This window comes from Micromonospora sp. C28SCA-DRY-2, assembly GCF_030519475.1.
In the GTDB taxonomy this organism is placed as follows: Bacteria; Actinomycetota; Actinomycetes; order Mycobacteriales; family Micromonosporaceae; genus Micromonospora.
Map to the genome: position 1 here is coordinate 810,488 of NZ_JAUMKD010000001.1, position 21,022 is coordinate 831,509.

At 75.1% G+C, this 21,022-nt stretch carries 19 protein-coding genes; 5 read left to right on the plus strand and 14 right to left on the minus strand.

Annotated elements, in window-relative coordinates:
- Positions 1-4: 4 nt before the first annotated feature.
- The 4 genes from gatA to ligA all read right to left on the minus strand — a co-directional run bounded on the left by gatA (position 5) and on the right by ligA (position 7,101).
- A complete protein-coding gene (gene gatA, locus Q3W71_RS03660; RefSeq protein WP_302917836.1) occupies positions 5-1,480 on the minus strand; it encodes an Asp-tRNA(Asn)/Glu-tRNA(Gln) amidotransferase subunit GatA in 1,476 nt (491 codons plus the stop codon).
- Positions 1,477-1,782 (minus strand): Asp-tRNA(Asn)/Glu-tRNA(Gln) amidotransferase subunit GatC, encoded by a 306-nt coding sequence (gatC, locus tag Q3W71_RS03665; protein WP_088995614.1) that lies wholly within the window; start codon positions 1,780-1,782, stop codon positions 1,477-1,479. The genes gatA and gatC overlap by 4 nt, the downstream gene beginning before the upstream one ends.
- Before the next feature lie 153 nt (positions 1,783-1,935).
- The gene (locus Q3W71_RS03670) at positions 1,936-4,779 is read right to left on the minus strand and encodes an EAL domain-containing protein (RefSeq protein WP_302917837.1); all 2,844 of its coding nucleotides are present in this window, start codon (positions 4,777-4,779) and stop codon (positions 1,936-1,938) included.
- A 186-nt stretch (positions 4,780-4,965) separates the two neighbouring features.
- Positions 4,966-7,101, minus strand: a complete 2,136-nt coding sequence (ligA, locus tag Q3W71_RS03675; RefSeq protein WP_302918717.1) for an NAD-dependent DNA ligase LigA — start codon at positions 7,099-7,101, stop codon at positions 4,966-4,968.
- Positions 7,102-7,364: 263 nt separating this feature from the next.
- Here ligA and Q3W71_RS03680 point away from each other — a divergent pair, with 263 nt between their 5' ends.
- The gene (locus Q3W71_RS03680; RefSeq protein WP_302917838.1) at positions 7,365-7,958 is read left to right on the plus strand and encodes a type II toxin-antitoxin system PemK/MazF family toxin; all 594 of its coding nucleotides are present in this window, start codon (positions 7,365-7,367) and stop codon (positions 7,956-7,958) included.
- A gap of 19 nt (positions 7,959-7,977) precedes the next feature.
- On the opposite strand, the gene Q3W71_RS03685 is transcribed toward Q3W71_RS03680, so the two are convergent.
- The 5 genes from Q3W71_RS03685 to Q3W71_RS03705 all read right to left on the minus strand — a co-directional run bounded on the left by Q3W71_RS03685 (position 7,978) and on the right by Q3W71_RS03705 (position 12,982).
- Positions 7,978-8,982 carry an ADP-ribosylglycohydrolase family protein gene (locus tag Q3W71_RS03685; protein WP_302917839.1) on the minus strand — a complete coding sequence of 335 codons (1,005 nt, stop codon included), beginning with the start codon at positions 8,980-8,982 and terminating at the stop codon, positions 7,978-7,980.
- A gap of 67 nt (positions 8,983-9,049) precedes the next feature.
- Entirely contained in the window at positions 9,050-9,415 is a 366-nt protein-coding gene (locus tag Q3W71_RS03690; protein WP_302917840.1) for a VOC family protein, read from the minus strand.
- Positions 9,416-9,451: 36 nt separating this feature from the next.
- The gene (locus Q3W71_RS03695) at positions 9,452-10,456 is read right to left on the minus strand and encodes a methionine synthase (protein ID WP_302917841.1); all 1,005 of its coding nucleotides are present in this window, start codon (positions 10,454-10,456) and stop codon (positions 9,452-9,454) included.
- 109 nt (positions 10,457-10,565) lie between these two features.
- On the minus strand, positions 10,566-11,639 hold the full coding sequence (gene mnmA / locus Q3W71_RS03700; protein ID WP_302917842.1) for a tRNA 2-thiouridine(34) synthase MnmA: 1,074 nt from the start codon (positions 11,637-11,639) through the stop codon (positions 10,566-10,568).
- 167 nt (positions 11,640-11,806) lie between these two features.
- Positions 11,807-12,982: a cysteine desulfurase family protein gene (locus tag Q3W71_RS03705; RefSeq protein WP_302917843.1), complete on the minus strand. Its 1,176-nt coding sequence runs from the start codon at positions 12,980-12,982 to the stop codon at positions 11,807-11,809.
- Positions 12,983-13,338: 356 nt separating this feature from the next.
- Here Q3W71_RS03705 and Q3W71_RS03710 point away from each other — a divergent pair, with 356 nt between their 5' ends.
- Positions 13,339-13,509, plus strand: a complete 171-nt coding sequence (locus Q3W71_RS03710; protein ID WP_302917844.1) for a hypothetical protein — start codon at positions 13,339-13,341, stop codon at positions 13,507-13,509.
- Positions 13,510-13,571: 62 nt separating this feature from the next.
- Here the strand turns inward: Q3W71_RS03710 and Q3W71_RS03715 are convergent, their stop codons facing one another.
- The 5 genes from Q3W71_RS03715 to Q3W71_RS03735 form a co-directional block, all read right to left on the minus strand.
- The gene (locus Q3W71_RS03715; protein WP_302917845.1) at positions 13,572-16,280 is read right to left on the minus strand and encodes an HAD-IC family P-type ATPase; all 2,709 of its coding nucleotides are present in this window, start codon (positions 16,278-16,280) and stop codon (positions 13,572-13,574) included.
- Positions 16,281-16,429: 149 nt separating this feature from the next.
- Complete coding sequence (locus Q3W71_RS03720) at positions 16,430-17,389, minus strand: electron transfer flavoprotein subunit alpha/FixB family protein (RefSeq protein WP_302917846.1); 960 nt, start codon at positions 17,387-17,389, stop codon at positions 16,430-16,432.
- An 11-nt stretch (positions 17,390-17,400) separates the two neighbouring features.
- Positions 17,401-18,180 (minus strand): electron transfer flavoprotein subunit beta/FixA family protein, encoded by a 780-nt coding sequence (locus Q3W71_RS03725; protein WP_302917847.1) that lies wholly within the window; start codon positions 18,178-18,180, stop codon positions 17,401-17,403.
- A gap of 379 nt (positions 18,181-18,559) precedes the next feature.
- On the minus strand, positions 18,560-18,964 hold the full coding sequence (locus Q3W71_RS03730; RefSeq protein ID WP_302917848.1) for a hypothetical protein: 405 nt from the start codon (positions 18,962-18,964) through the stop codon (positions 18,560-18,562).
- 2 nt (positions 18,965-18,966) lie between these two features.
- Positions 18,967-19,764 carry a GNAT family N-acetyltransferase gene (locus Q3W71_RS03735; protein ID WP_302917849.1) on the minus strand — a complete coding sequence of 266 codons (798 nt, stop codon included), beginning with the start codon at positions 19,762-19,764 and terminating at the stop codon, positions 18,967-18,969.
- Positions 19,765-19,803: 39 nt separating this feature from the next.
- On the opposite strand from Q3W71_RS03735, the gene Q3W71_RS03740 reads away from it, so the two are divergent.
- From Q3W71_RS03740 to Q3W71_RS03750, 3 genes are read left to right on the plus strand one after another with little or no spacing between them, the layout of a single operon-like run.
- Positions 19,804-20,196 carry a YidH family protein gene (locus tag Q3W71_RS03740; RefSeq protein ID WP_302917850.1) on the plus strand — a complete coding sequence of 131 codons (393 nt, stop codon included), beginning with the start codon at positions 19,804-19,806 and terminating at the stop codon, positions 20,194-20,196.
- Positions 20,193-20,573 (plus strand): DUF202 domain-containing protein, encoded by a 381-nt coding sequence (locus Q3W71_RS03745; protein WP_302917851.1) that lies wholly within the window; start codon positions 20,193-20,195, stop codon positions 20,571-20,573. The genes Q3W71_RS03740 and Q3W71_RS03745 overlap by 4 nt, the downstream gene beginning before the upstream one ends.
- A 27-nt stretch (positions 20,574-20,600) precedes the next feature.
- A complete protein-coding gene (locus tag Q3W71_RS03750; RefSeq protein ID WP_302917852.1) occupies positions 20,601-21,008 on the plus strand; it encodes a PLD nuclease N-terminal domain-containing protein in 408 nt (135 codons plus the stop codon).
- Positions 21,009-21,022: the final 14 nt, after the last annotated feature.

The following is a 21,022-nucleotide window of genomic DNA, read 5'->3' on the forward strand; positions in this document are numbered from 1 at the left end:
TGCCTCACAGTGCCGGTGGGGTGAACGTGCCGACGGCGCTCTCCAGCGCGGCCGCGACCCGGTACATCCGGTCGTCGGCCATCGTCGGGGCCATGACCTGAAGGCCGACCGGGAGCCCCTCGGAGAGCCCGCACGGCACCGAGATGCCGGGGCCGCCGTACAGGTTCGTCGGGATGGTGAACAGGTCGGCCAGGTACATCTGGTACGGGTCGGAGGTGCGCGCCCCGATCGGGAACGCCACGAACGGGGTGGTCGGCGAGATCAGCGCGTCCACCTGCTCGAACGCGGCGGTGAAGTCGCGCGTGATCAGGGTGCGGACCTTCTGCGCCTGCCCGTAGTAGGCGTCGTAGTAGCCCGACGACAGCGCGTACGTGCCGATCATGATGCGGCGCTTGACCTCGGGCCCGAAGCCGGCCTCCCGGGTCAGCGACATGACCTCCTCCAGCGACCGGTTGCCGTCGTCGCCGACCCGCAGGCCGAACCGGACGCCGTCGAACCGGGCCAGGTTGGAGGAGCACTCACTCGGCGCGATCAGGTAGTACGCCGGCAGGGCGTACTTGAAGTTCGGGCAGGACACCTCGACGATCTCGGCGCCCAGCTTGGTGAGCGTGTCGACCGACTCGCGGAACGCGGCCATCACGCCCGGCTCGGCGCCCTCGCCGGTGAACTCGGTGACGATGCCGAGCTTCACCCCGGTCAGGTCGCCGGTCGCGCCGCGCTTCGCCGCGGCCACCACGTCCGGCACCGGCTGCGGGATGGAGGTGGAGTCGGCCGGGTCGTGCCCGCCGATCACCTCGTGCAGCAGCGCCGCGTCCAGCACGGTACGGGCGCACGGGCCGGGGGTGTCCAGCGAGGAGGAGAACGCCACCAGGCCGTAGCGGGACGTGCCGCCGTAGGTCGGCTTGGCGCCGACGGTGCCGGTGACCGCGCCGGGCTGGCGGATCGAGCCGCCGGTGTCCGAGCCGATCGCCAGCGGCGCCTCGTACGCGGCCAGCGCCGCGGCACTGCCGCCGCCGGAGCCGCCCGGGATCCGGCTCAGGTCCCAGGGGTTGTGGGTCGGGCCGTACGCGGAGTACTCCGTGGAGGAGCCCATCGCGAACTCGTCCATGTTGGTCTTGCCGAGCATCACCGTGCCGGCCTCGCGCAGCCGCCGCACGATCGTCGAGTCGTACGGCGGGCGCCAGCCCTGAAGGATCTTCGACCCGACGGTGGTCGGCACGCCCTTGGTGGTGAGCACGTCCTTGACCGCGACTGGCACCCCGGCCAGCGGGCCGAGCCGCTCACCGGCGGCCCGCCGCTCGTCCACCGCGCGGGCGGCGGCCAGCGCGCCCTCGGAGTCGACGTGCAGGAAGGCGTGCACCCGGTCGTCGACCGCCGCGATCCGGTCCAGGTGCGCCTGGGTGACCTCGACGGCGGAGGTCTCGCCCGCGGCCACCAGGCCGGCGATCTCCGACGCGGTCAGCTTGGTCAGGTCGGTCATGACGCCACATCCTCGTCCAGGATCCGCGGTACGCGGAACCGCTGCTCCTCCGCGTCGGGCGCGCCCGACAGCGCCTCCTCCGGGGTCAGGCACGGCGTCACCACGTCCTCGCGCAGGACGTTGGTCAGCGGCACCGAGTGCGAGGTCGGCGGGATGTCCGCGGCGGCGACCTCGCCGACCTGGGCGACCGCCTGGAGGATCACGTCGAGCTGGCCGGCGAAGGTGTCCAGCTCCTCCTCCGTGACGGCGAGCCGCGACAGTCGCGCCAGGTGCGCGACCTCCTCGCGGGAGATGGCGGCCATCAGTGCCCCCTTCGTGACTGTGCTGCTTCCTCCGGGCGGTGTGCCGACCACGCGGCGTGGAGCGTGACGCGCGGTGACCGGAGCGAGTCTATTGTTCCGCTCCGGCGTCCCGCCCCCGACACCCCCTCCCCGCGCCGGGAGGGGGCGGGCCGGTCAGCGGGGCGACCGGCGCGGCAGGTCGTTGTCCGGGCCGCCGACCGGCCGGACCGGCCGGTAGCGGGCCAGCCAGCCGACCAGCTCCTCGGCCGGCATCGGGCGGGCGTAGAACCAGCCCTGCGCGGCGTCGCAGCCGGCCGCGTGCAGCATCCGCCAGGTCCGCTCGTCCTCCACGCCCTCGGCGACCACCCGCAGCCCGAGCGCCCCGGCCAGCTCGATCATCGAGCGGACGATCGCCGCGTCGTCGGCGTCCTCGGCCATCCCGAGGACGAACGAGCGGTCGACCTTCACCTCCGACAGCGGCAGCCGGCGCAGGTGTTGCAGCGACGAGTAGCCGGTGCCGAAGTCGTCCAGCGCGATGCCCACCCCGATCCGGTGCAGCCGGGCGATGGTGGCCAGCACCCGGCGCGGGTCGGCCATCAGGGCACCTTCGGTGATCTCCAGTTGCAGCCGCTGCGGCGGTACGCCGTACCGGGCGAGCCGGTCGGCGATCTGGTCGGCGATCTCCCCGGTGTGCAGGTCCCGGACGCTGACGTTCACCGCCGCCCGCAGCCCGATGCCGGCGGCCGACCACTTCGCGAGCTGCTCCACCACGTCGTCGACCACCCGGCGGGTGAGCAGGCGCATCACCGCGCTCTGCTCGGCGACCCGGATCAGCTCCTCCGGGTCGACCATGCCCCGCCGCGGGTGTCGCCAGCGCAGCAGCGCCTCGACGCCGACCACCTCGCCGGTCGCGATGGCGATCTGCGGCTGGTAGTACATGGTGATCTCGCCGGCTTCCGGGGCCGGCGCGACCGGCGGGGCCGCCGGCGGGGCGTCGGCGTCCCGGCCGGGCAGCGACGCCCGGTCACCGGGCCGCGCCTCGTCGGCGGCGAGACCAGCCGGCTCGGCCGGGACAACTGCCGCCGGTTCGCCCGCCGGTCGCGGTCGCTCGCGGTCCGCCGCGCGCCGCCGGTCCACGGTGGGGGTGGTGGACGCCCGCCGCCGGATCGGGTCGGCGCCGGTGAGGATCCGGGCGATCAGCTCGTCGTCCTGGTGGGCCGGGTCGGGTCGCTGCCGGCGCCGGGCCCACCACCGGCGATCAGGACGGCCGTCCGCCGACCGGCGCGAGCGCCGCCCGCCGCTGGTCGCCCCAGCGCCGCCCGGCACCGCCGCCCCGCCCGGCGGGGCAGTCGCCGCACCGTTCGGCACCGCCTCTTCGCCCGGCCTGGTCGCCGCCGCGCCGCCGGGCAGGGCGGTCGGGGCACCGCGCCACACCGACTCCCCGCCCGGCCCGGCCGCTTCCGTGCCACCCGGCGCCGCGTCCCCGCGCGAGCGGGCGTACGCCGCACCGTTCGGCGCCGGCTCCCCGCCGGGCCGCGTGGTCGGGGCGCCGTTGCGCACCGCCTCCGCGGCCGGCAGGGACGGCGCGGGCAGGGTGGCGCCGTCGCCACCGCGGGCCCCGCTCGGCCCGACGGGCGGCTCGGCACCCAGCCGGCCGGCCCCGGCCGGGCCGCCGCTGGCCGGGCCGCCGGTGGACGGGCCGCCGGTGGACGGGCCGGATTCCAGCACCCGGCGCAGGTCGGCGAGGAGCCCGAGCCGCTCGGCGGAGTTGTGGTCGGACTCGGCGGCGTAGACCGCGACGGTGTCGTTGCGGTGCTTCGCGTCGTACATCGCGACGTCGGCGTGGCGCATCAGGGTGGCGAAGTCCTCGCCGTGCTCGGGGAAGAGGGCGATGCCGATCGACCCGCCGACGTCCAGCGGCAGCCCGTCCAGCGACACCGGCTCGGCGAGCACCCGCACCACCCGGTCGGCCAGCTCGCGCGCCTGCCCGGCGTCGGTGAGCCCGGTCATCACGATGGCGAACTCGTCGCCGCCGAGCCGCGCCACCATGTCCGGCTCGTCGACCACCGCGGTCAGCCGGGCGCTCACCTCGACCAGCAGCCGGTCGCCCACCGCGTGGCCGAGGGCGTCGTTGACGTTCTTGAACCGGTCCAGGTCGATCAGGAGCAGCGCCAGGTGCGCGTCCGGCTCGCCGCGCGCCGCCCGCTCGGCGTGCAGGTGCACCTGCTCGCCGACCTCGGCCAGCAGGGCCTTGCGGTTGGGCAGCCCGGTGAGCGGGTCGAGCGAGGCCACCTGCTGCTGCTCGACGGTGAGCCGGGCCATCCGGTACACGGCGAAGAGCGGCACCAGCACCAGCGGGATCAGCGCCGCGCTGGCCCGCGCCGCCGCCACCAGCACGGGCGCCAGCAGCAGCAACGAGCCGGTGGAGAGCAGCTCGAACGGCAGGCCCTGCCGGGCCGACGGCCACCAGCGGTCGCCGAACCGCAGCCGTACGGCCGCGCTGACCAGGCCGTAGTTGACCGCGAACCAGGCCACCGTGGCGCCGGCGACGGCCGCCACGTCGGCCCAGTGCAGCCGGTGGCCGTCGAAGATGCCGTCCGGGCCGAGCCGGGTGATGCCGTACGCGGCGGCCAGCGCGCAGGCGTACTGGCCGGCGTTGAACGCGGTGCGCCAGGCGGCGTGCCCCATCCGCCACCCGGAGACCACCACCGCCACCGCCTGCACCGCGACCGCCGGACCGAGCCCCCAGCCGAGCAGGATGGCGAAGGTGAAGCAGGTCGACGGGAAGACCGCGGAGGACTGCCGTCGCCCCGGCGGGACGAACGGGCGCGCGTCGCAGCCGACCGCGAGCACCGCCATCGTCCAGAACGCCGCCGGCAGCCGGGACACCTGCTCCGGCAGTGCGGCCAACGACGGCGCCGAGACCAGCACGGCGGCGGCCAGCACCGCTGCCACGAAGGCGGAGAACGGCCCGGTGCGTCCAGGTGGGACGGAGTTGCGCGGATCGGCGGTCTCCATCACACCTCCCGGGACGCCGTGGCGCGTTCACGCGCCGTGCACCAATGAAACGCCCTCGGTGCCGGGTTCCCCGGTATGACAGTCACGAATCGGTCGTAGTCGTAATTAAGTTGGTATACGCGGCCAGGTGCCCGCAAGATCCCCACCCGACCCGGGGTGCCAGCCGGCTGCCGGGACGGCCGGCGGTCACCCCTCGACGCGGGCGACCTCGCGGGCGGCGTCCGGCCCGGCGTCGAGGAGCACCCGGAAGCCGTCCTCGTCGAGCATCGGCACCTTGAGGCTGGCCGCCTTGTCGGCCTTGGAACCCGGGTTGTCGCCCACCACCACGAAGCCGGTCTTCTTGGAGACCGAGCCGCTCACCTTGCCGCCCCGGGACTGGATCGCCTCGGCCGCCTGGTCCCGCGAGAAGCCGGCCAGGGTGCCGGTCACCACCACGGTGACCCCCTCCAGCGGGCGCGGGCCCTCGTCCACCGCCTCCTCAGCCATCCGTACGCCGGCCTCGGCCCACTTGCGGACCACCTCGCGGTGCCAGTCGACGGCGAACCACTCGCGGATGCTGGCGGCGATCGTCGGGCCCACCCCGTCGACCGAGGAGAGTTCCTCCTCGCTGGCCTTGTCGATCGCCTCCATGGAGCGGAAGTGCCGGGCCAGCGCCTGCGCGGCGGTGGGGCCGACGTGCCGGATGGAGAGCGCCACCAGCACCCGCCACAGGTCGCGTTCCTTGGCCACGGCCAGGTTGTCGAGCAGCTTGACCGCGTTGCTGCCGAGGCTGCCGTCCTTGTTGACGAAGAACGGCGACCGGGCCAGCTGGTCGGCGTCGAGCAGGAAGAGGTCGCCCTCGTCCTGGATGATCTCCGCGTCGAGCAGCGCCGCGGCCCCCTTGTAGCCGAGCACCTCGATGTCGAAGGCGCCGCGGCCGGCGAGGTGGAAGACCCGCTCGCGCAGCTGCGCGGGGCAGCTGCGGGTGTTGGGGCAGCGGATGTCGACGTCGCCGGACTTGGCGGGGGCGAGCGGCGTGCCACACGCCGGGCAGTTGGTGGGCATCACGAACGGCCGGGCCTCGGCGGGCCGCAGGTCGACCACCGGCCCGAGCACCTCGGGAATGACGTCGCCGGCCTTGCGGATCACCACCGTGTCGCCGATCAGCACGCCCTTGCGTTCGACCTCGCGGGCGTTGTGCAGGGTGGCCAGCGCGACCGTGGAGCCGGCCACCCGCACCGGCTCCAGCACCGCGAACGGGGTCACCCGGCCGGTACGCCCGACGTTGACGTCGATGTCGAGCAGCTTGGTGTTGACCTCCTCCGGCGGGTACTTGAAGGCGATCGCCCAGCGCGGCGCGCGGCTGGTCGAGCCGAGCCGGCCCTGGATGGAGACCGGGTCGACCTTGACCACCACGCCGTCGATCTCGTGCTCGACGTCGTGCCGGTGCTCGGCGTAGTAGGCGATGTACTCCGCCACGCCGGCCAGGTCGGGCACCACCCGCCACCGGTCGCTGGTCGGCAGGCCCCACGCCTTGAGCGCCGCGTAGGACTCGGACTGGGCGGTCGGCTGGAAGCCGCGACGGGCGCCGATGCCGTGCACCACCAGGCGCAGCGGCCGGGACGCGGTGATCCGCGGGTCCTTCTGCCGGAGGCTGCCGGCGGCCGCGTTGCGCGGGTTGGCGAACGGTGGCTTGCCCTGCTCGACCAGGCCCGCGTTGAGGTCGGCGAAGGCGGCCACCGGGAAGTAGATCTCGCCCCGGACCTCCAGGAGGTCGGGGATGTCGGGGAACTCGGGGGACGGCGTGAGCCGGCCCGGCACGTCCCGGATGCTGCGCACGTTGGCGGTGACGTCCTCGCCGGTGCGGCCGTCGCCCCGGGTGGCGGCCCGGACCAGCCGGCCCCGCTCGTAGGTCAGGTTGATGGCCAGGCCGTCGACCTTGAGCTCGCAGAGGTAGGACACCGGGCCGCCGGCGTCGCGCTCGACCCGCTCGGCCCAGGCGGCCAGCTCCTCGTCGGCGAACGCGTTGTCGAGCGACATCATGCGCTCGGCGTGGGTGACCGGGGTGAAGTCGGTGGAGAAGGTGCCGCCCACCCGCTGGGTCGGCGAGTCGGGGGTACGCAGCGCCGGGTACCGCTCCTCCAGCGCCTCCAGCTCACGCAGCTGCCGGTCGAACTCGGCGTCGGAGATCGTGGGTGCGTCCAGCACGTAGTAGCGGTACTGGTGCTCGGTCAACTCCTGGCTCAGCGTGGCGTGCCGCTCCCGGGCCTCCGGGGTCGGCTCGCCACCCGCCGCGGCCTCCTGCGCCGGGCTCACCTGCTGCGCGACCGCATCCTCGGACATCGCCCCGGACCCGTCGCCGTCTGTGGACACCTTGCCGTCCTTGGACACCTCGTGCGACCTCCCTGATCACGCTACCCCCGCACGGTATCCGGAAGGTGAGACAATCCGCCGCCCACCCGCCGCGCCCATCCGCCCGCGCCGCCCGGCACCGGTCCCGCCCGGCCCCGGGTTTCCGGTGCCGCCGGCCGCACCGTGCGAGGATCACCGGACGGCGGACCCGACGACCGCCGTCCGAGGAGAACCGGCGAGCGACGGGGGTAGGGATGCCCGGGTGGCTGCTCTGGGCGGCGGCGGTCGTGCTGGCCGTCGCGGCGGGTTGGGCCTGGGGCGAGCTGCGCCACCGCCGTCGCCGTCCCCCGGCCGGCCGCGGCGACGGCGGTGGCGCCGGCAGGGCGCCCGGCGCGGGCGGGCGGCGCGGTACGCGGGGTGGGCCGGAGCGGCCCGGCACCCGACCCGGCCGGGGCGCCCCGCCGCGGTCCCCGGGTCGGTCCACCGCGGCACCGCGACCGCGCGGCGCGGACCGGACGCCCGGCGGCGCGCCCCGGCCGGGCGACATCTGGTGGGCCGACGTGCCCTACGCCGACGGCACCGGCTCGAAGGTGCGGCCCTGCCTGGTGCTCCGGGTCGACGGGCGATCCGCCGAGGTGCTGAAGATCACCAGCCAGGACAAGAGCGGCCGGGACGACCACGTCCGGATCCCCACCCGGGACTGGGACCGGGGCGCCGACCACGACAGCTACCTCGACATCGGCGACCCGATCCGGGTGCCGCTGCCGGCCTTCCGGGACCGGGCCGGCACCTGCGACCCCACCCTCTGGCGCCACCTGCGCACCCTCCCCCACCTCCCCACCCCCTGACCCCGCCCCGTCGCTCCCGTCAGGGGTGGTGGAGGGCGGTGAGGGCGGTGAGTTGGTCGGCGTACTCGATGCGGGTGGACCAGTCGGCGGGCCAGGCCGCCATGCCGGCGGCCGCGCCCACGAAGGCGCCGGCCAGGGCGGCGATCGAGTCGGAGTCGCCGGCAGTGGTGGCGCCCCGGGCCAGCGCGCCGACCGGGTCGTCGGCGTGCCGGATCGCGCAGTACAGCGCGGTGGCCAGCGCCTCCTCGGCCACCCAGCCCTCGCCGGTGTGCCGGCACGGGTCACCGCCGTCGTCGGGTCGGGCCAGCGCGGCGGCCAGCCGGTCCAGCGCCGAGCGGCACTCGTCCCAGCCCCGGGCGATGAAGTCCGCCGGGGTCTGGCCGCCCGGCCGCTGCCACAGGTCACCGAGCCAGTCCGCCCGGTAGGTACGGCGCTGCTCCCGGACCCGGTCGGTCAGCAACCCCGGTAGCTCGGCCAGCGCGGCGCCCTGGCACAGCAGCCGCACCGCGTACGCGGTCAGCTCGCTGGCCGCGAGGCCGGTCGGGTGACCGTGGGTCAGGCCGGCCTGGAGCTGGGCCAGCCCGGCGAGGGTGTCCAGGTCGACGTCGAGCAGCCCGACCGGGGTGACCCGCATGTTCGCGCCGCAGCCCTTCGAGCCGGCCACTGTCGCCTCCTGCCAGCGCAGCCCCCGGTCCAGCTCGGCGCAGGCCCGCAGGCAGGTCATGCCCGGGGCCCGGTTGTTGTCGGGGCTGACCGCCCAGGCCAGGAAGCGCCGCCGCAGCAGCGGCTCGACCGCCTCGGGCGTAAAGGCGGGCGCGTCGTGCAGCGCCCAACCGACCGCCAGCGCCATCTGGGTGTCGTCGGTGACCAGCACCGGGTCGCCGGCGAGTTCCCGGGGCCCGCCCGGGCCGTAGCGGTCGACGATCTCGGCGACGGTCAGGAACTCGGTCGGCCGGCCCAGCGCGTCACCGTAGGCGAGGCCGAAGAGCGAGCCGGCGGCCCGGTGGAGCGAGGAGTCGATCACACCGCGATCATGCCCGCCCGCCGCCACACCCGCCGGCCCCGCCCGCCGGCCACGTGCGTGCGCCCGGTCAGTCCCAGCAGAGGCAGAACGGGTGGCCGGCAGGGTCGGCGTAGACCCGGAAGCCCTCGCCCTCGCCCGGCAGCCGCCGCGCGCCCAGCGCGAGCGCCGCCTTCTCGGCGGCCTCGATGTCGTCGACCGTGACGTCGAGGTGGAACTGCTGGGGCCGCTCCGGATCCGGCCAGGCCGGCGCGCGCAGGTTGAGCGCCTTCTGGAACGCCAGCCGCGGCTGGTGCCCGGGCCGCCCGCCGAGCACCACCCAGTCGTCGTCGGAGTCGCTCTCGATCAGCGGCAGGCCGAGCAACTCGGAGTAGAAGCCGGCCAGGGCCCGCGGGTCGGGGCAGTCGATCACCGTGGAGCGCAGCTGTCCAATCATGCCCGTCATCCTGCCCAGCCGGTACGACGGAAAACGTCAGTCCTCGGCGAGCCGCCGGCCCGCGTCCCGGCAGGCGGTCAGCACCTCGCGGGCGTACCGCGGCGGGGCGCCGGCGAGCCCGCAGGCCGGGGTGACCACCACCTGCTCGGCCAGCCGGCGGCGCGGGAAGCCGAGGCGGTCCCAGAGCTGGCGTACCCGGTCGGCCACCTCGGCCGAGGTGGGTGCCCGGCCGGTCGACGGCGGCCGGGTGGGCGCGGCGCCGGCCAGCAGGCCGAGCCCGGCGTCGATCGCCTCGCCGAGCGGGTCGAGGTCGGTGACCAGGCTCAGGTCGAGCGCCACCGCGACGGCCCCGGCCGAGCGGATCAGCTCCAGCGGCACGTCGGGGGCGCAGCAGTGCACCAGGGTCGGCACGCCGGCCGCCTCCACCACCGTGCGCAGCAGGGCAGCGGCGTCGCCGGACTCCACCGCCCGGTGGGTGGCGAAGCCGCTCTCCGTGGGCACCCGCCCGGCCAGGACGGCCGGCAGCGACGGCTCGTCCAGTTGGAGCAGCACCGCGGCGCGCGGCAGCCGCCGGGTGACCGCGGCGACGTGCTCGCGGATCCCCTCCGCGAGCGACCCGGCGAGGTCACGCACCGCGCCGGGGTCGCCCAGCATCCGGCCGCCGATCGGCAGCTCCAGCGCGGCGGCCAGGGTGAACGGCCCGCCGGCCTGCACCTTGACCGGCCCGGCGTACCCCTCGGCCTGCTCGGCGAGCTGGTCCAGGTCGCGTTCCATCAGGTCGCGGGCCCGGCGCAGGTCCCGGCCGGGGCGCGGGGCGATCCGCCACCGGGCGGCGTAGAGCTCCACCGGCAGCTCGACCAGCAACCCGGCCGTCCGGCCGATCAGGTCGGCGCCGGGGCCGCGCGCCGGCAGCTCCGGGAGGTGCGGCAACGCGGGCAGCTCACCGAGGACGATCCGCTGCGCCTCGGCGATGTCGGTGCCGGGCAGCGAGCCGATGCCGGTCGCCGCGCCGGGCGGCCACGGCCATGCCTGGTCTGTCACGGCCGAAGACTATCCGGTACGCGGACCCCGGCACGCCACCGCCGGCCACCCGGCCGATCCGGCGCGACCTCCGGCGGGAGCCGCCGGGGCGACGGGCCCGACGGCGTGGTCAGCCGGCGATGGTGGCGGAGCCGAGCACCACGTCACCGGCCGGGTCCGGCCGGTAGGCCACCACGGCCTGCCCGGCGGCCACGCCCCGGACCGGCCGGCGCAGCTCGGCCCGGAACGTGTCGCCGTCGAGCGTCACGGTGGCGGGCACCACGTCGCCGTGCGCCCGCAGCTGCACCTCGCACTCCACCGGCGCCTCCGGCCGTGGGCCGCCGGTCCACACCGGACGCTCGGCGCGCACCCGGGCGACCTCCAGCGCCTCGGCCGGGCCGACGGTCACCGTGTTGGTCTTCGGGGTGATGGAGAGCACGTAGCGCGGCCGGCCGTCCGGGGCCGGCCGGTCCAGGTGCAGCCCCCGCCGCTGGCCGACCGTGTACGCGTACGCGCCGGTGTGGCTGCCGACCACCGCGCCGGTGCTCGCGTCGACCACGTCGCCCGGGGCCTCGCCGAGCCGCTGGGCGAGGAAGCCGCGGGTGTCGCCGTCGGCGATGAAGCAGATGTCGTGCGAGTCCGGCTTGTCGGCCACCGCCAGGCCGCGCCGGGCGGCCTCCTCGCGGACCTGCGCCTTGGTCGAGTCGCCGAGCGGGAAGATCGACCGGTCCAGCTGCTCGCGGGTGAGCACCGCGAGCACGTACGACTGGTCCTTCGCCGCGTCGACGCTGCGGCGCAGCAGGCCGTCCGCGCCGAGCCGGGCGTGGTGGCCGGTGACCACCGCGTCGAAGCCCAGGGCCACGGCGCGGTCCAGCACCGCCGCAAACTTGATCTTCTCGTTGCAGCGCAGGCAGGGGTTCGGGGTACGGCCGGCCGCGTACTCGGCGACGAAGTCGTCCACCACGTCCTCGTGGAACCGGTCGGCCATGTCCCAGACGTAGAACGGGATGCCGATCACGTCGGCGGCCCGCCGGGCGTCCCGGGAGTCCTCCAGCGTGCAGCAGCCGCGCGCCCCGGTGCGATAGGTCTGCGGGTTCCGGGCGAGCGCCAGGTGCACGCCGGTCACGTCGTGCCCCGCCTCCACGGCACGCGCCGCCGCGACCGCCGAGTCGACCCCGCCGGACATCGCCGCCAACACCCTCACCGGCCCACCCCTTCACCCCACCGAGCCTTCCCATGCCCTCGCCCACCCCCCCGCCCCCGCCTCTCTCCCCCCGCCCCGCGATCTTGCACTTCGCGCCCCGGACAAAGGTATTGATGCCGCGGATCGAGGGACCGAAAGCGCAAGATCGCGGGGATGGGAGGGGCGGGTCAGCGGGGGGTGCGGAGGGCGGCGGCGCGGCGGGCGCGGTCGACGGCGGCGGGGAGGGCGGCGATAAGGGCGTCGACGTCCGCGGGGGTGCTGGTGTGGCCGAGGGTGAAGCGCAGCGAGGAGCGCGCGCGGTCGTCGTCGGCGCCCATGGCGAGCAGCACGTGCGAGGGCTGGGCCACCCCGGCCGAACAGGCCGACCCGGTCGAGCAGGCGATGCCCTGGGCGTCCAGCAGGAGCAGCAGGGCGTCGCCCTCGCAGCCCGGGAAGGAGAAGTGCGCGTTGCCGGGCAGCCGGTCGAGCGGATCGCCGTTGAAGATCACCTCTGGCACCGCCTGCCGGACCCGCTCGACCAGGTCGTCGCGGAGAGCGGCCACCCGGGCCGCGTACTCCTGCTGGCCCTTCACCGCCGCCTCCACGGCGACCGCGAAGGCCACGATGCCGGCGGTGTCCAGGGTGCCGGAGCGCACGTCCCGCTCCTGGCCGCCGCCGTGCAGCAGCGGGGTGGCGGCCACGTCCCGGGCGAGCAGCAGGGCGCCCACCCCGGCCGGCCCGCCGAGCTTGTGCCCGGTGACGGTCAGCGCGGCGACCCCGCTGGCGGAGAAGTCGACCGGCACCTGACCGACGGCCTGGATCGCGTCGGTGTGGAACGGCACCCCGTACTCGGCGGCGACCGCGGCCAGCTCGCTGACCGGTTGCACCGTGCCGACCTCGTTGTTCGCCCACATGGCGGTGACCACGGCCGCCCGGTCGCCGTGCTCGGCCAGTTCGGCCCGGAGCGCGTCGGGAGTGAGCCGGCCGGCCGCGTCGACCGGCAGCCAACCCACCTCGGCGCCCTCGTGCCCGGCGAGCCAGTCCACCGCGTCGAGCACCGCGTGGTGCTCGACGGCGCTGGAGACCACCCGGCCGCGCCGCGCGTCGGCGGCCCGGCGGGCCCAGAAGATGCCCTTGACCGCCAGGTTGTCGCTCTCCGTGCCGCCACCCGTGAAGATCACCTCGGACGGCCGGGCGCCGAGTGCGGCGGCCACCCGCTCGCGCGACTCCTCCACCCGACGGCGGGCACGACGCCCCGCCGCGTGCAGGGAGGACGCGTTGCCGACCTCGCGGGCGGTGGTGACGTACGCCTCCAGTGCCTCGTCGAGCATCGGCGTGGTGGCGGCGTGATCCAGGTAAGCCATCACGACTCAGCCTACGACCGCCGACGGATCGGCCGAACGCCGGAGGCCGGGCGGGCCGGGGCGCGGTCACCCCCTCCCCCGCACCCCGGCTCGCCGCGCCGCCGGCACCCGGCGATCACTCGGGCACGGCTCGGCGCCGTCGGCGCGCTCGCGGCGCTCGGTCCGGCCGAGCCGGCGTCCGACCCGACCCCGCGGCGGGCGGTGCTGGCCAGCGCCGCACTGACGGCGTACGGCTCGACGCCGCCGGACGCCAACGGCGAGGCCCGGGTGTTCGACAACCGGCGGCTGCACCTGCACGTGGCGAATCTCCCGGCGGTCCCGGGGTACTACGAGGTTGGCTCATCAACCCACGGACCATGGAGATGTTCTCGGTCGGTGTGCTCGGTGACGCGGCGGACGAGCTACTCCCGTTGCCACCGAACGTCGACCTTCAGGCATACTCGGTTGTCGACGTTTCCGCCGAGCGGTTCGACAACAACACCGCCCACTCCGGCGAGAGCCTGTTGAGGGGCACCCTGACGGGCTGATCGGCGGGCCGGCTCAGCTCCCCGGCCCGCCGATCAGCTCCCCACCGCCGGTCCCGGTCGGCTCAACCCAACCGGCGGCCGAACCAGCCGAACCGCTTGTCGAGCGCCACGACGGCGGAGACCAGCGCGGCGATGCCGGCGATGCGCAGCCACGCCGTCCCGCTGATCGGGGCCGTCCGGAACAGGTCGTTGAGCACCGGCAGGTAGGTCAGGGCCAGCTGGGCGAGGGCCTGCACCAGCACCCCGGCGATCAGCCAACGGTTGCTGAACAGGCCCAGCCGCCACGGCGAGCGGGTCAGCGACCGGCAGCTGAACAGGTAGCAGGCCATCACGACGACGAACAGGTTCACCGCCGCGGTGCGCGCCTGCGCCAGCTCCGACCCGGCGTTCAACTCCCACTCGAACAGCCCCCAGGCGCCGACCACCAGCAGCGCGGAGACCAGCAGGACGCGGGCCACCAGCGCGGCGGTCAGCAGCGGCTGGCCGGGGTCGCGCGGCGGCCGGTCCATGATCCCCGGTTCCTTCGGCTCGAAGGCGAGCGTCAGGCCGAGCGCCACGGCGGTGGTCATGTTGATCCACAGGATCTGGCTGGGCAGGATCGGCAGCGCCGTGCCGAGCACGATGGCGACCAGGATGACCATGCCCTCGGCGGCGTTGGTGGGCAGCGTCCAGGTGATGAACTTGGTCAGGTTGGCGAAGACGCCGCGCCCCTCCTCGACCGCCGACTCGATGGTGGCGAAGTCGTCGTCGGTGAGCACGATGTCGGCGGCCTCCTTGGCCACCTCGGTGCCGCTGCGTCCCATCGCCACCCCGATGTTGGCCTGCCGCAACGCCGGGGCGTCGTTGACCCCGTCGCCGGTCATCGCCACCACCTGGCCCTCGGCCTGCAACGCCTCCACCAGCCGCAGCTTCTGTTCCGGCGAGACCCGGGCGAAGACCGACGCCCGCCGTACCGCGGCCGGCAGCTCGGCCGCGGGCAGCGTGGCCAGGTCCGTCCCGGTGACCACGTCACCCGGGCCGGGCGCGCCCGGGAGCAGGCCGAGCCGCCCGGCGATGGCGGTCGCGGTGGCCCCATGGTCCCCGGTGATCATCTTCACCGCGATGCCCGCCCGGTGGCACGACCGTACGGCGGCCGCCGCGGCGGCCCGGGGCGGGTCGAGCATCGCGTGCAGCCCGGTGAAGACCAGCGTGCCGGGCAGCTCCCGCTCCACCAGCCCGTCGTCCGGGCCGACCGGGCGCATCGCGGTGGCCAGCACCCGCAGCCCGTCGGCGGCCAGTTCGTGCGCGGCGGCCAGCACGGCCTCGGCGTCCAGCGGGCCGGTCGAGCCGTCGTCGCGCAGCGCCGCGGTGGACCACTCGACCACCCGCTCGACCGCCCCCTTGACCAGCACCACCCGGCCGCCCTCGCGCCGGTCGTGCAGGGTGGCCATGTACTGCCGTTCGGAGGTGAACGGGACGCTGCCCAGCCGGGGCAGCTCCTCGGCGACCCGGTGCGGGGTCAGCCCCACCTTGGCGCCCACCACCAGCATGGCCCCCTCGGTGGGGTCGCCGGACACGGTCCAGCGGCCGTCCTGCTCGTCCAGCCGGGCGTCGTTGCACGCCACGCCGGCCAGCAGCGACCAGTGCAGCGCCCCCTCCCCGGTCGGGGCCGGGCCGCCGTCGGCGTCCAGGATCTCGCCGGTCGGGGTGTAGCCGGCGCCGGTGACCCGGAAGCGGCCCCGCGACGTACGGAGCAGCTGGACGGTCATCTGGTTCTCGGTCAGTGTGCCGGTCTTGTCGGTACAGATCACGGTCGTGCTGCCCAGCGTCTCCACGGCCGGCAGGCGTCGGATCACCGCCCGCCGGCGGGCCATCCGGGACACCCCGATGGCCAGGGTGATGGTCACCGCGGCGGGTAGCCCCTCCGGGATCGCGCCCACGGCCAGCGCGACAGCGGCGGTGAAGGTCTGCCCGGCGTCCTGGCCGCGCAGCAGGCCGATCCCGAAGGTCACCGCGGCCAGCACCAGGATCGCCACGGTGAGCAGCCGGCTGAACCGGGCCAGCTGCACGGTCAGCGGGGTGTCCAGCACCCGGGCGCCGCCGACCAGCCGGTGGATCCGGCCCAGTTCGGTCTCCGCGCCGATGGCCACCACGACGCCGGCCGCCGACCCGCCGGTGAGCAGGGTGCCGGAGTAGAGCAGGTTGCGGCGGTCGGCCACCGGCGTCTCGGCCGGTACGACCAGCTCGTCCTTGCGGACCGGCAGCGACTCGCCGGTCAGCGCCGACTCGTCCGCCCGCAACTCGGCGGCGTGCACCAGCCGCAGGTCGGCGGGGACCTTCTCACCGGCCTCCAGGAGCACCAGGTCACCGGGGACGACCTCGGTGGAGGGCACCCGCCGCTGCCGCCCGCCGCGCACCACCCGCGCCTCGGTACGCACCATCGCCCGCAACGCGTCGAGGGCCGCCTCGGCCCGGGACTCCTGGAGGAAGCCGACCACCGCGTTGACCACCACCACCCCGAAGATCACCGCGGAGTCGACGTACTCGCCGAGCAGCAGGGTGACCGCGCCGGCGGCGAGCAGCACGTAGATGAGGGGGTTGTGGAACTGCCGCAGCAGCCGCCGGAAGACCCCGCCCTGGGTGGCCCGGGGCAGCAGGTTCGGCCCGAACCGCCGGAGCCGGTCGGCCGCCTCCGCCTCGGTCAGCCCGTGTTCGACGTCCGTCTGGAGCAGCAGCACGACCTCGTGCGCGGCCAGGGCGTGGTGGTCCCCCTCGGGCCTGGCGGCCGGCATGTCGCGCTCCTTCGTCCGATCGGCGGGCGGGGGTGCGCGGGGGTGCTCCCCCGATGGTCCCAGCTCCGGGCGCGTCGCGGGCGGTTCCCGGAAACGGGAAGGGCCGGGACCGCGCCGCGGTCCCGGCCCTTCCTCGAACGAGCGTCAGCTCACTTGCGCTTGCGGATCTCCTCCGCGGCCTGCGGGACCACCTTGAACAGGTCGCCCACCACGCCGAAGTCGGCCAGCTCGAAGATCGGCGCCTCGGCGTCCTTGTTCACCGCGACGATGGTCTTCGAGGTCTGCATGCCGGCCCGGTGCTGGATCGCGCCGGAGATGCCCAGCGCGATGTAGAGCTGCGGGGAGACCGTCTTGCCGGTCTGGCCCACCTGGAACTGGTGCGGGTAGAAGCCGGAGTCCACCGCCGCCCGGGACGCGCCGACCGCGCCGCCGAGCAGGTCGGCCAGCTCCTCGACCAGCTTGAAGTTGTCGGCGTTGCCGACGCCACGGCCGCCGGAGACGACCACCGACGCCTCGGTCAGCTCGGGACGCGAGCCCTTCTGCTCGGCGACCCGGTCCACCACCTTGGCCAGCTTGTCGGTGTCGGTCACGGTGACGGTGAGCTGCTCGACCGCCGGGGTGGCGGCGGCCGGCACCGGGTTCACCGAGTTCGGCCGGAGGGTGACCAGCGGCAGGCCGCGGGTGACCTTGGACTTCACGATGGTGGAGCCGGCGAACGCCACCTGGGTGGCGGTGCCGTCGGCGTCCAGCGCGACCACGTCGGTCAGGATGCCGTTGTCCAGCTTGACCGCCAGCCGGGCGGCGATCTCCTTGCCCTCCTGGGAGGAGGCGAGCAGCACGGCCGCGGGCTCGACCCGCTTGACCAGCTCGGCCAGCACGGTGGCCTTGGGCGCCACCAGGTAGCCGTCGATCTCCTCGCTCTCCGCGGCGTAGATCTTCTCCGCGCCGTACTCGCCCAGCTTGGCGCTGAGCGCCTCGGCCGCGCCGGCGCCGCCGAGCACCACCGCGCTGGGCGTGCCCAGCTCGCGGGCGAGGGTGAGCATCTCCAGGGTGACCTTCTTGACGCCGAATTCCCGGGTGGCTTCGACGACGACGAGAACCTCAGACATGTCCGGACCCCTCACACGAACTTCTCGGTGGCGAGGAACTCGACCAGCTTGACGCCGCCCTCGCCCTCGTCGGTGATCTTGGCGCCGCCGGAGCGCGGCGGCCGCTTGCTGTGCTCCAGCACGGCGCTGGTCGCGCCGTCGAAGCCCACCTCGGCCGGGGCGACCCCGAGGTCACCGAGGGAGAGCGTCTGCACCGGCTTCTTCTTGGCGGCCATGATGCCCTTGAACGACGGGTAGCGCGGCTCGTTGATGGTGTCCCAGACGGAGACCACGGCCGGGGTCGAGGCGGTGACCACCTCGTAGCCCTCCTCGGTCTGCCGCTCGACGGTGAGCGTGCCGCCGTCGACGGTGAGCTTGCGGGCGCCGGTCAGCGCCGCGACGCCCAGCCGCTCGGCGATCATGTGCGGCATGACCTGGACCCGGCCGTCGGTGGACTCGGCGCCGCAGATCACCAGGTCGGCGTTGAGGGTGCCGAGCGCGGCGGCGAGCACCTTCGAGGTCGCCACGGCGCAGGACCCGTGCAGCGCGTCGTCGACCACGTGCACGGCCTTGTCCGGCCCCATCGAGAGCGCCTTGCGGATCGACTCGGTCGCCCGGTCCGGACCCATGGTCAGGACGGTGACCTCGCCGCCGTGCGCCTCCTTGATCTTCAACGCCTCTTCGATGGCGTACTCGTCCATCTCGTTGATGACGTTGTTCGCCGAACCGCGGTCGACGGTGTTGTCGTCAGTACGCAGGTTGCGGTCCGCGCCCGAGTCGGGCACCTGCTTGACGAGTACGACGATGTTCATCGCGCTTCGACGACCCTCCTGTTTGGTGTAGCGATCGCTCGCCCGGTCTGGGGCGCAGCCTCGCGCGTCGGGTGACGCCGGTCAACCGCAGGCTGCTGTGCGGTTTCCCACGAGGCCATGTTACCTGTCAGTAGCATCGCCTTCCCGGGCACTCAGAGTGACACAGCTCACCGACGATCTCGACGCCGGGTAAGCTGGCAAACCGGGAGGTATCACGACATGTGAGGAAAGCGTCCGGTGCGCGCGGCGGCCGTCGGCCTCGCCTGCCGGCGGGCGCTGCCCGAGTCGTACCGCTGCGCCTGCGGCCGGATCCGCGACCGCTGCGTGCGGGCGGCCGTCCGGGCGCTCTGGTCACCGGCCCCGCCCGGCGCCGGCCCGCTCAGGCCGGCTCACCCAGCGCGTCCCTGATCCGGTCGATGACCGCCGCCTCGGCCGGCGCGACGCCCCGGTGGGCCCGGGCCACCCGTTCCGCGGCGGCCAGCACCACCGAGCGGTAGACCGGCACGTCCCGCGGGGCCTTCTCGCGCAGGATCCCCATCGCCCGGCCCAGCGCGGGCAGCACCACCGACTCGACCTCCATCGCCGAGTCCCGGGGCAGCTTCGGCAGCGGACCGGTGGTCAGCGCCTCCTTCACCACGCCGCTGGCGTCCGACATCGCCCCGGAGGCGGCGAAGCTCTCCCGGAACAGCGCCAGCATGCCGGGATCGGCGTTCGAGACCAGGAAGACCGCGCCGAACGCGCCGGTCTTGAGGGTGAGAAGCTCCTCCGCCGTCAACCGCTGCATGATCACGGAGTGTAGACGTACGGCGTGGTGGTGGTGACCGGGACGAAGCCGAGCCGCTCCAGGATCGGCCGGCTGTCCGGCGAGGCGTCGACCTGCAACAGGGTCCGGCCGCGCTGGGCGGCCAGCCGGGCCCGGTAGGTGACCAGCGCCCGGTAGATGCCCCGCCCCCGCCACCGCGGCAGCGTCGAGCCGCCCCACAGGGTGGCGAACCCGGTGTCCGGCACGTACCGCACCCAGCCCGCGCAGACCACCGTGTCCGCCGCCTCCGCCACCACCACGGTGATCGACTGCGGGTCGGCGGCGATCTCCCGGGCCAGCCCGTCGGCCAGGTGAGCGCGGTCGGCCTGCCAGACCTCCTCCTCCATCGCCACGATCCGGTCCAGGTCCGCCCGGGTGGTCACCTCGCGCAGGCGTACGCCCTCGGGCGGCACCGGGAGCGCGGCCGCCAGCGGCGCGACCGGCCCGATCACCACTGTCTCCAGTTCCTCCGGCGCGAAGCCGGCGGCGCGCAGCCGGTCCGGCAGGTCGGCGGGCTCGTCGTGGCCGTGCAGTTTCCACTCCACCCGCTCGCCCCGGAGCCGGAAGAACTCCACCTGGCGGGCGATCAGCTCGTCCAGCGCCGCGCCGGTCAGCCCGCCGAGGTCCCGGTAGGTGAGGAAACCCCCGTGGTCGAGGCCGAGCATCCGCACCAGGGGACCGTCCCACTCCACCGTCACCCCGGCCGGCAGCGGGTCCGGCACCACGGCGCGCAACTGGTTGTCGTACGCGTTCCGCAGGGTCGTCACATCAAGATCCGTCACCCGTCCAGGCTAGGCCGGCCGCCAACCGATAATCGGGGTGTGTGGCAGTCGATCAGGCGCTGGTTCGACCCGCGGGAGCTGCGGGCCGTCGGCAGCACCCCGGACTACCGGTTCTCGCTGGCCAACGAGCGGACCTTCCTGGCCTGGCTGCGGACCGGACTGGCGCTGGTGGCCGGCGGGCTGGCCGCCGCGCAGTTCCTGCCGCCACTGCCGCTGGCGCACCTGCGCGAGCTGATCGCGGTGGCGCTGCTGCTGCTCGGTGGCGCCGTCGCCGTCCACGCCGTCGACCACTGGGCACGCACCGAACGGGCCATCCGGCTCGGCGAGGAGCTGCCCGCCTCCCGCTTCCCGGCGGTGCTCGCCCTGACCATCGGCTTCGGCGCGGTGCTGCTGGTGGTGGCGGTGCTGGCCCGGGCCTTCGGCAACCGGTGAGCGCCGGCGACCGGCCGCCCGGTCCGCCGGGGCCGCCGACACCGGCCGGCGCGGCCGGGCCACCGGGCCGACCGGCCGGGGCGCGTGACCCCGGGCTGCAACCCGAACGGACCCGGCTGGCCTGGCGGCGGACCGCGCTGACGCTGACAGTGGTCCTGCTGCTGACCCTGCGGCTCGCGTTCCCCGCCGGGCCGGTCGGCGCGCTGCTGGCTGGGCTGGCGCTGCTCGGCTGGGGCGCTGCGGTCACCGTCTGTTGGCCCCGGGCCGCCGCCACCGGCCCGACCCGCACCGGTGGCCGGACGCTGCCGCTGGTCGCCCTGGCCACCGCCGGTTTCGCGCTGCTCGGCACCGCGCTGGTGCTACGCGGGCTGTGGTGACCGGCGCCGGTGCGCCATCATTGACCCATGGCCCGGCTGTACGTCCTCCTCTTCCTGGCGCAGATCGTCCTCGCCGTCTGCGCGCTGATCAGCTGCCTCTCCGCCGAGGAGGGCGAGATCCGCGCCCTGCCCCGGATCGCCTGGGTGCTGATCATCCTGTTCTTCCCGCTGCTCGGCTCGATCGCCTGGTTCGTCGCCGGCCGGGAGACCGCGGGCACCCGCCCCCGCCCGGCCTGGCCGATGGGGAACGGCGACGCCGCGCGCAAGCGGTCCCGGCCGGTCGCCCCGGACGACGACCCCGAGTTCCTGCGCTCGATCGAGGAGCGCTCCCGGCAGCAGGATTCCGAGCTCTTCCGCCGCTGGGAGGAGGACCTGCGGCGGCGCGAGGAGGACCTGCGCCGCCGCGAGGACGAGGAGGACCGGCCCCCGGCGTAGCCGCCCGGGGCGGC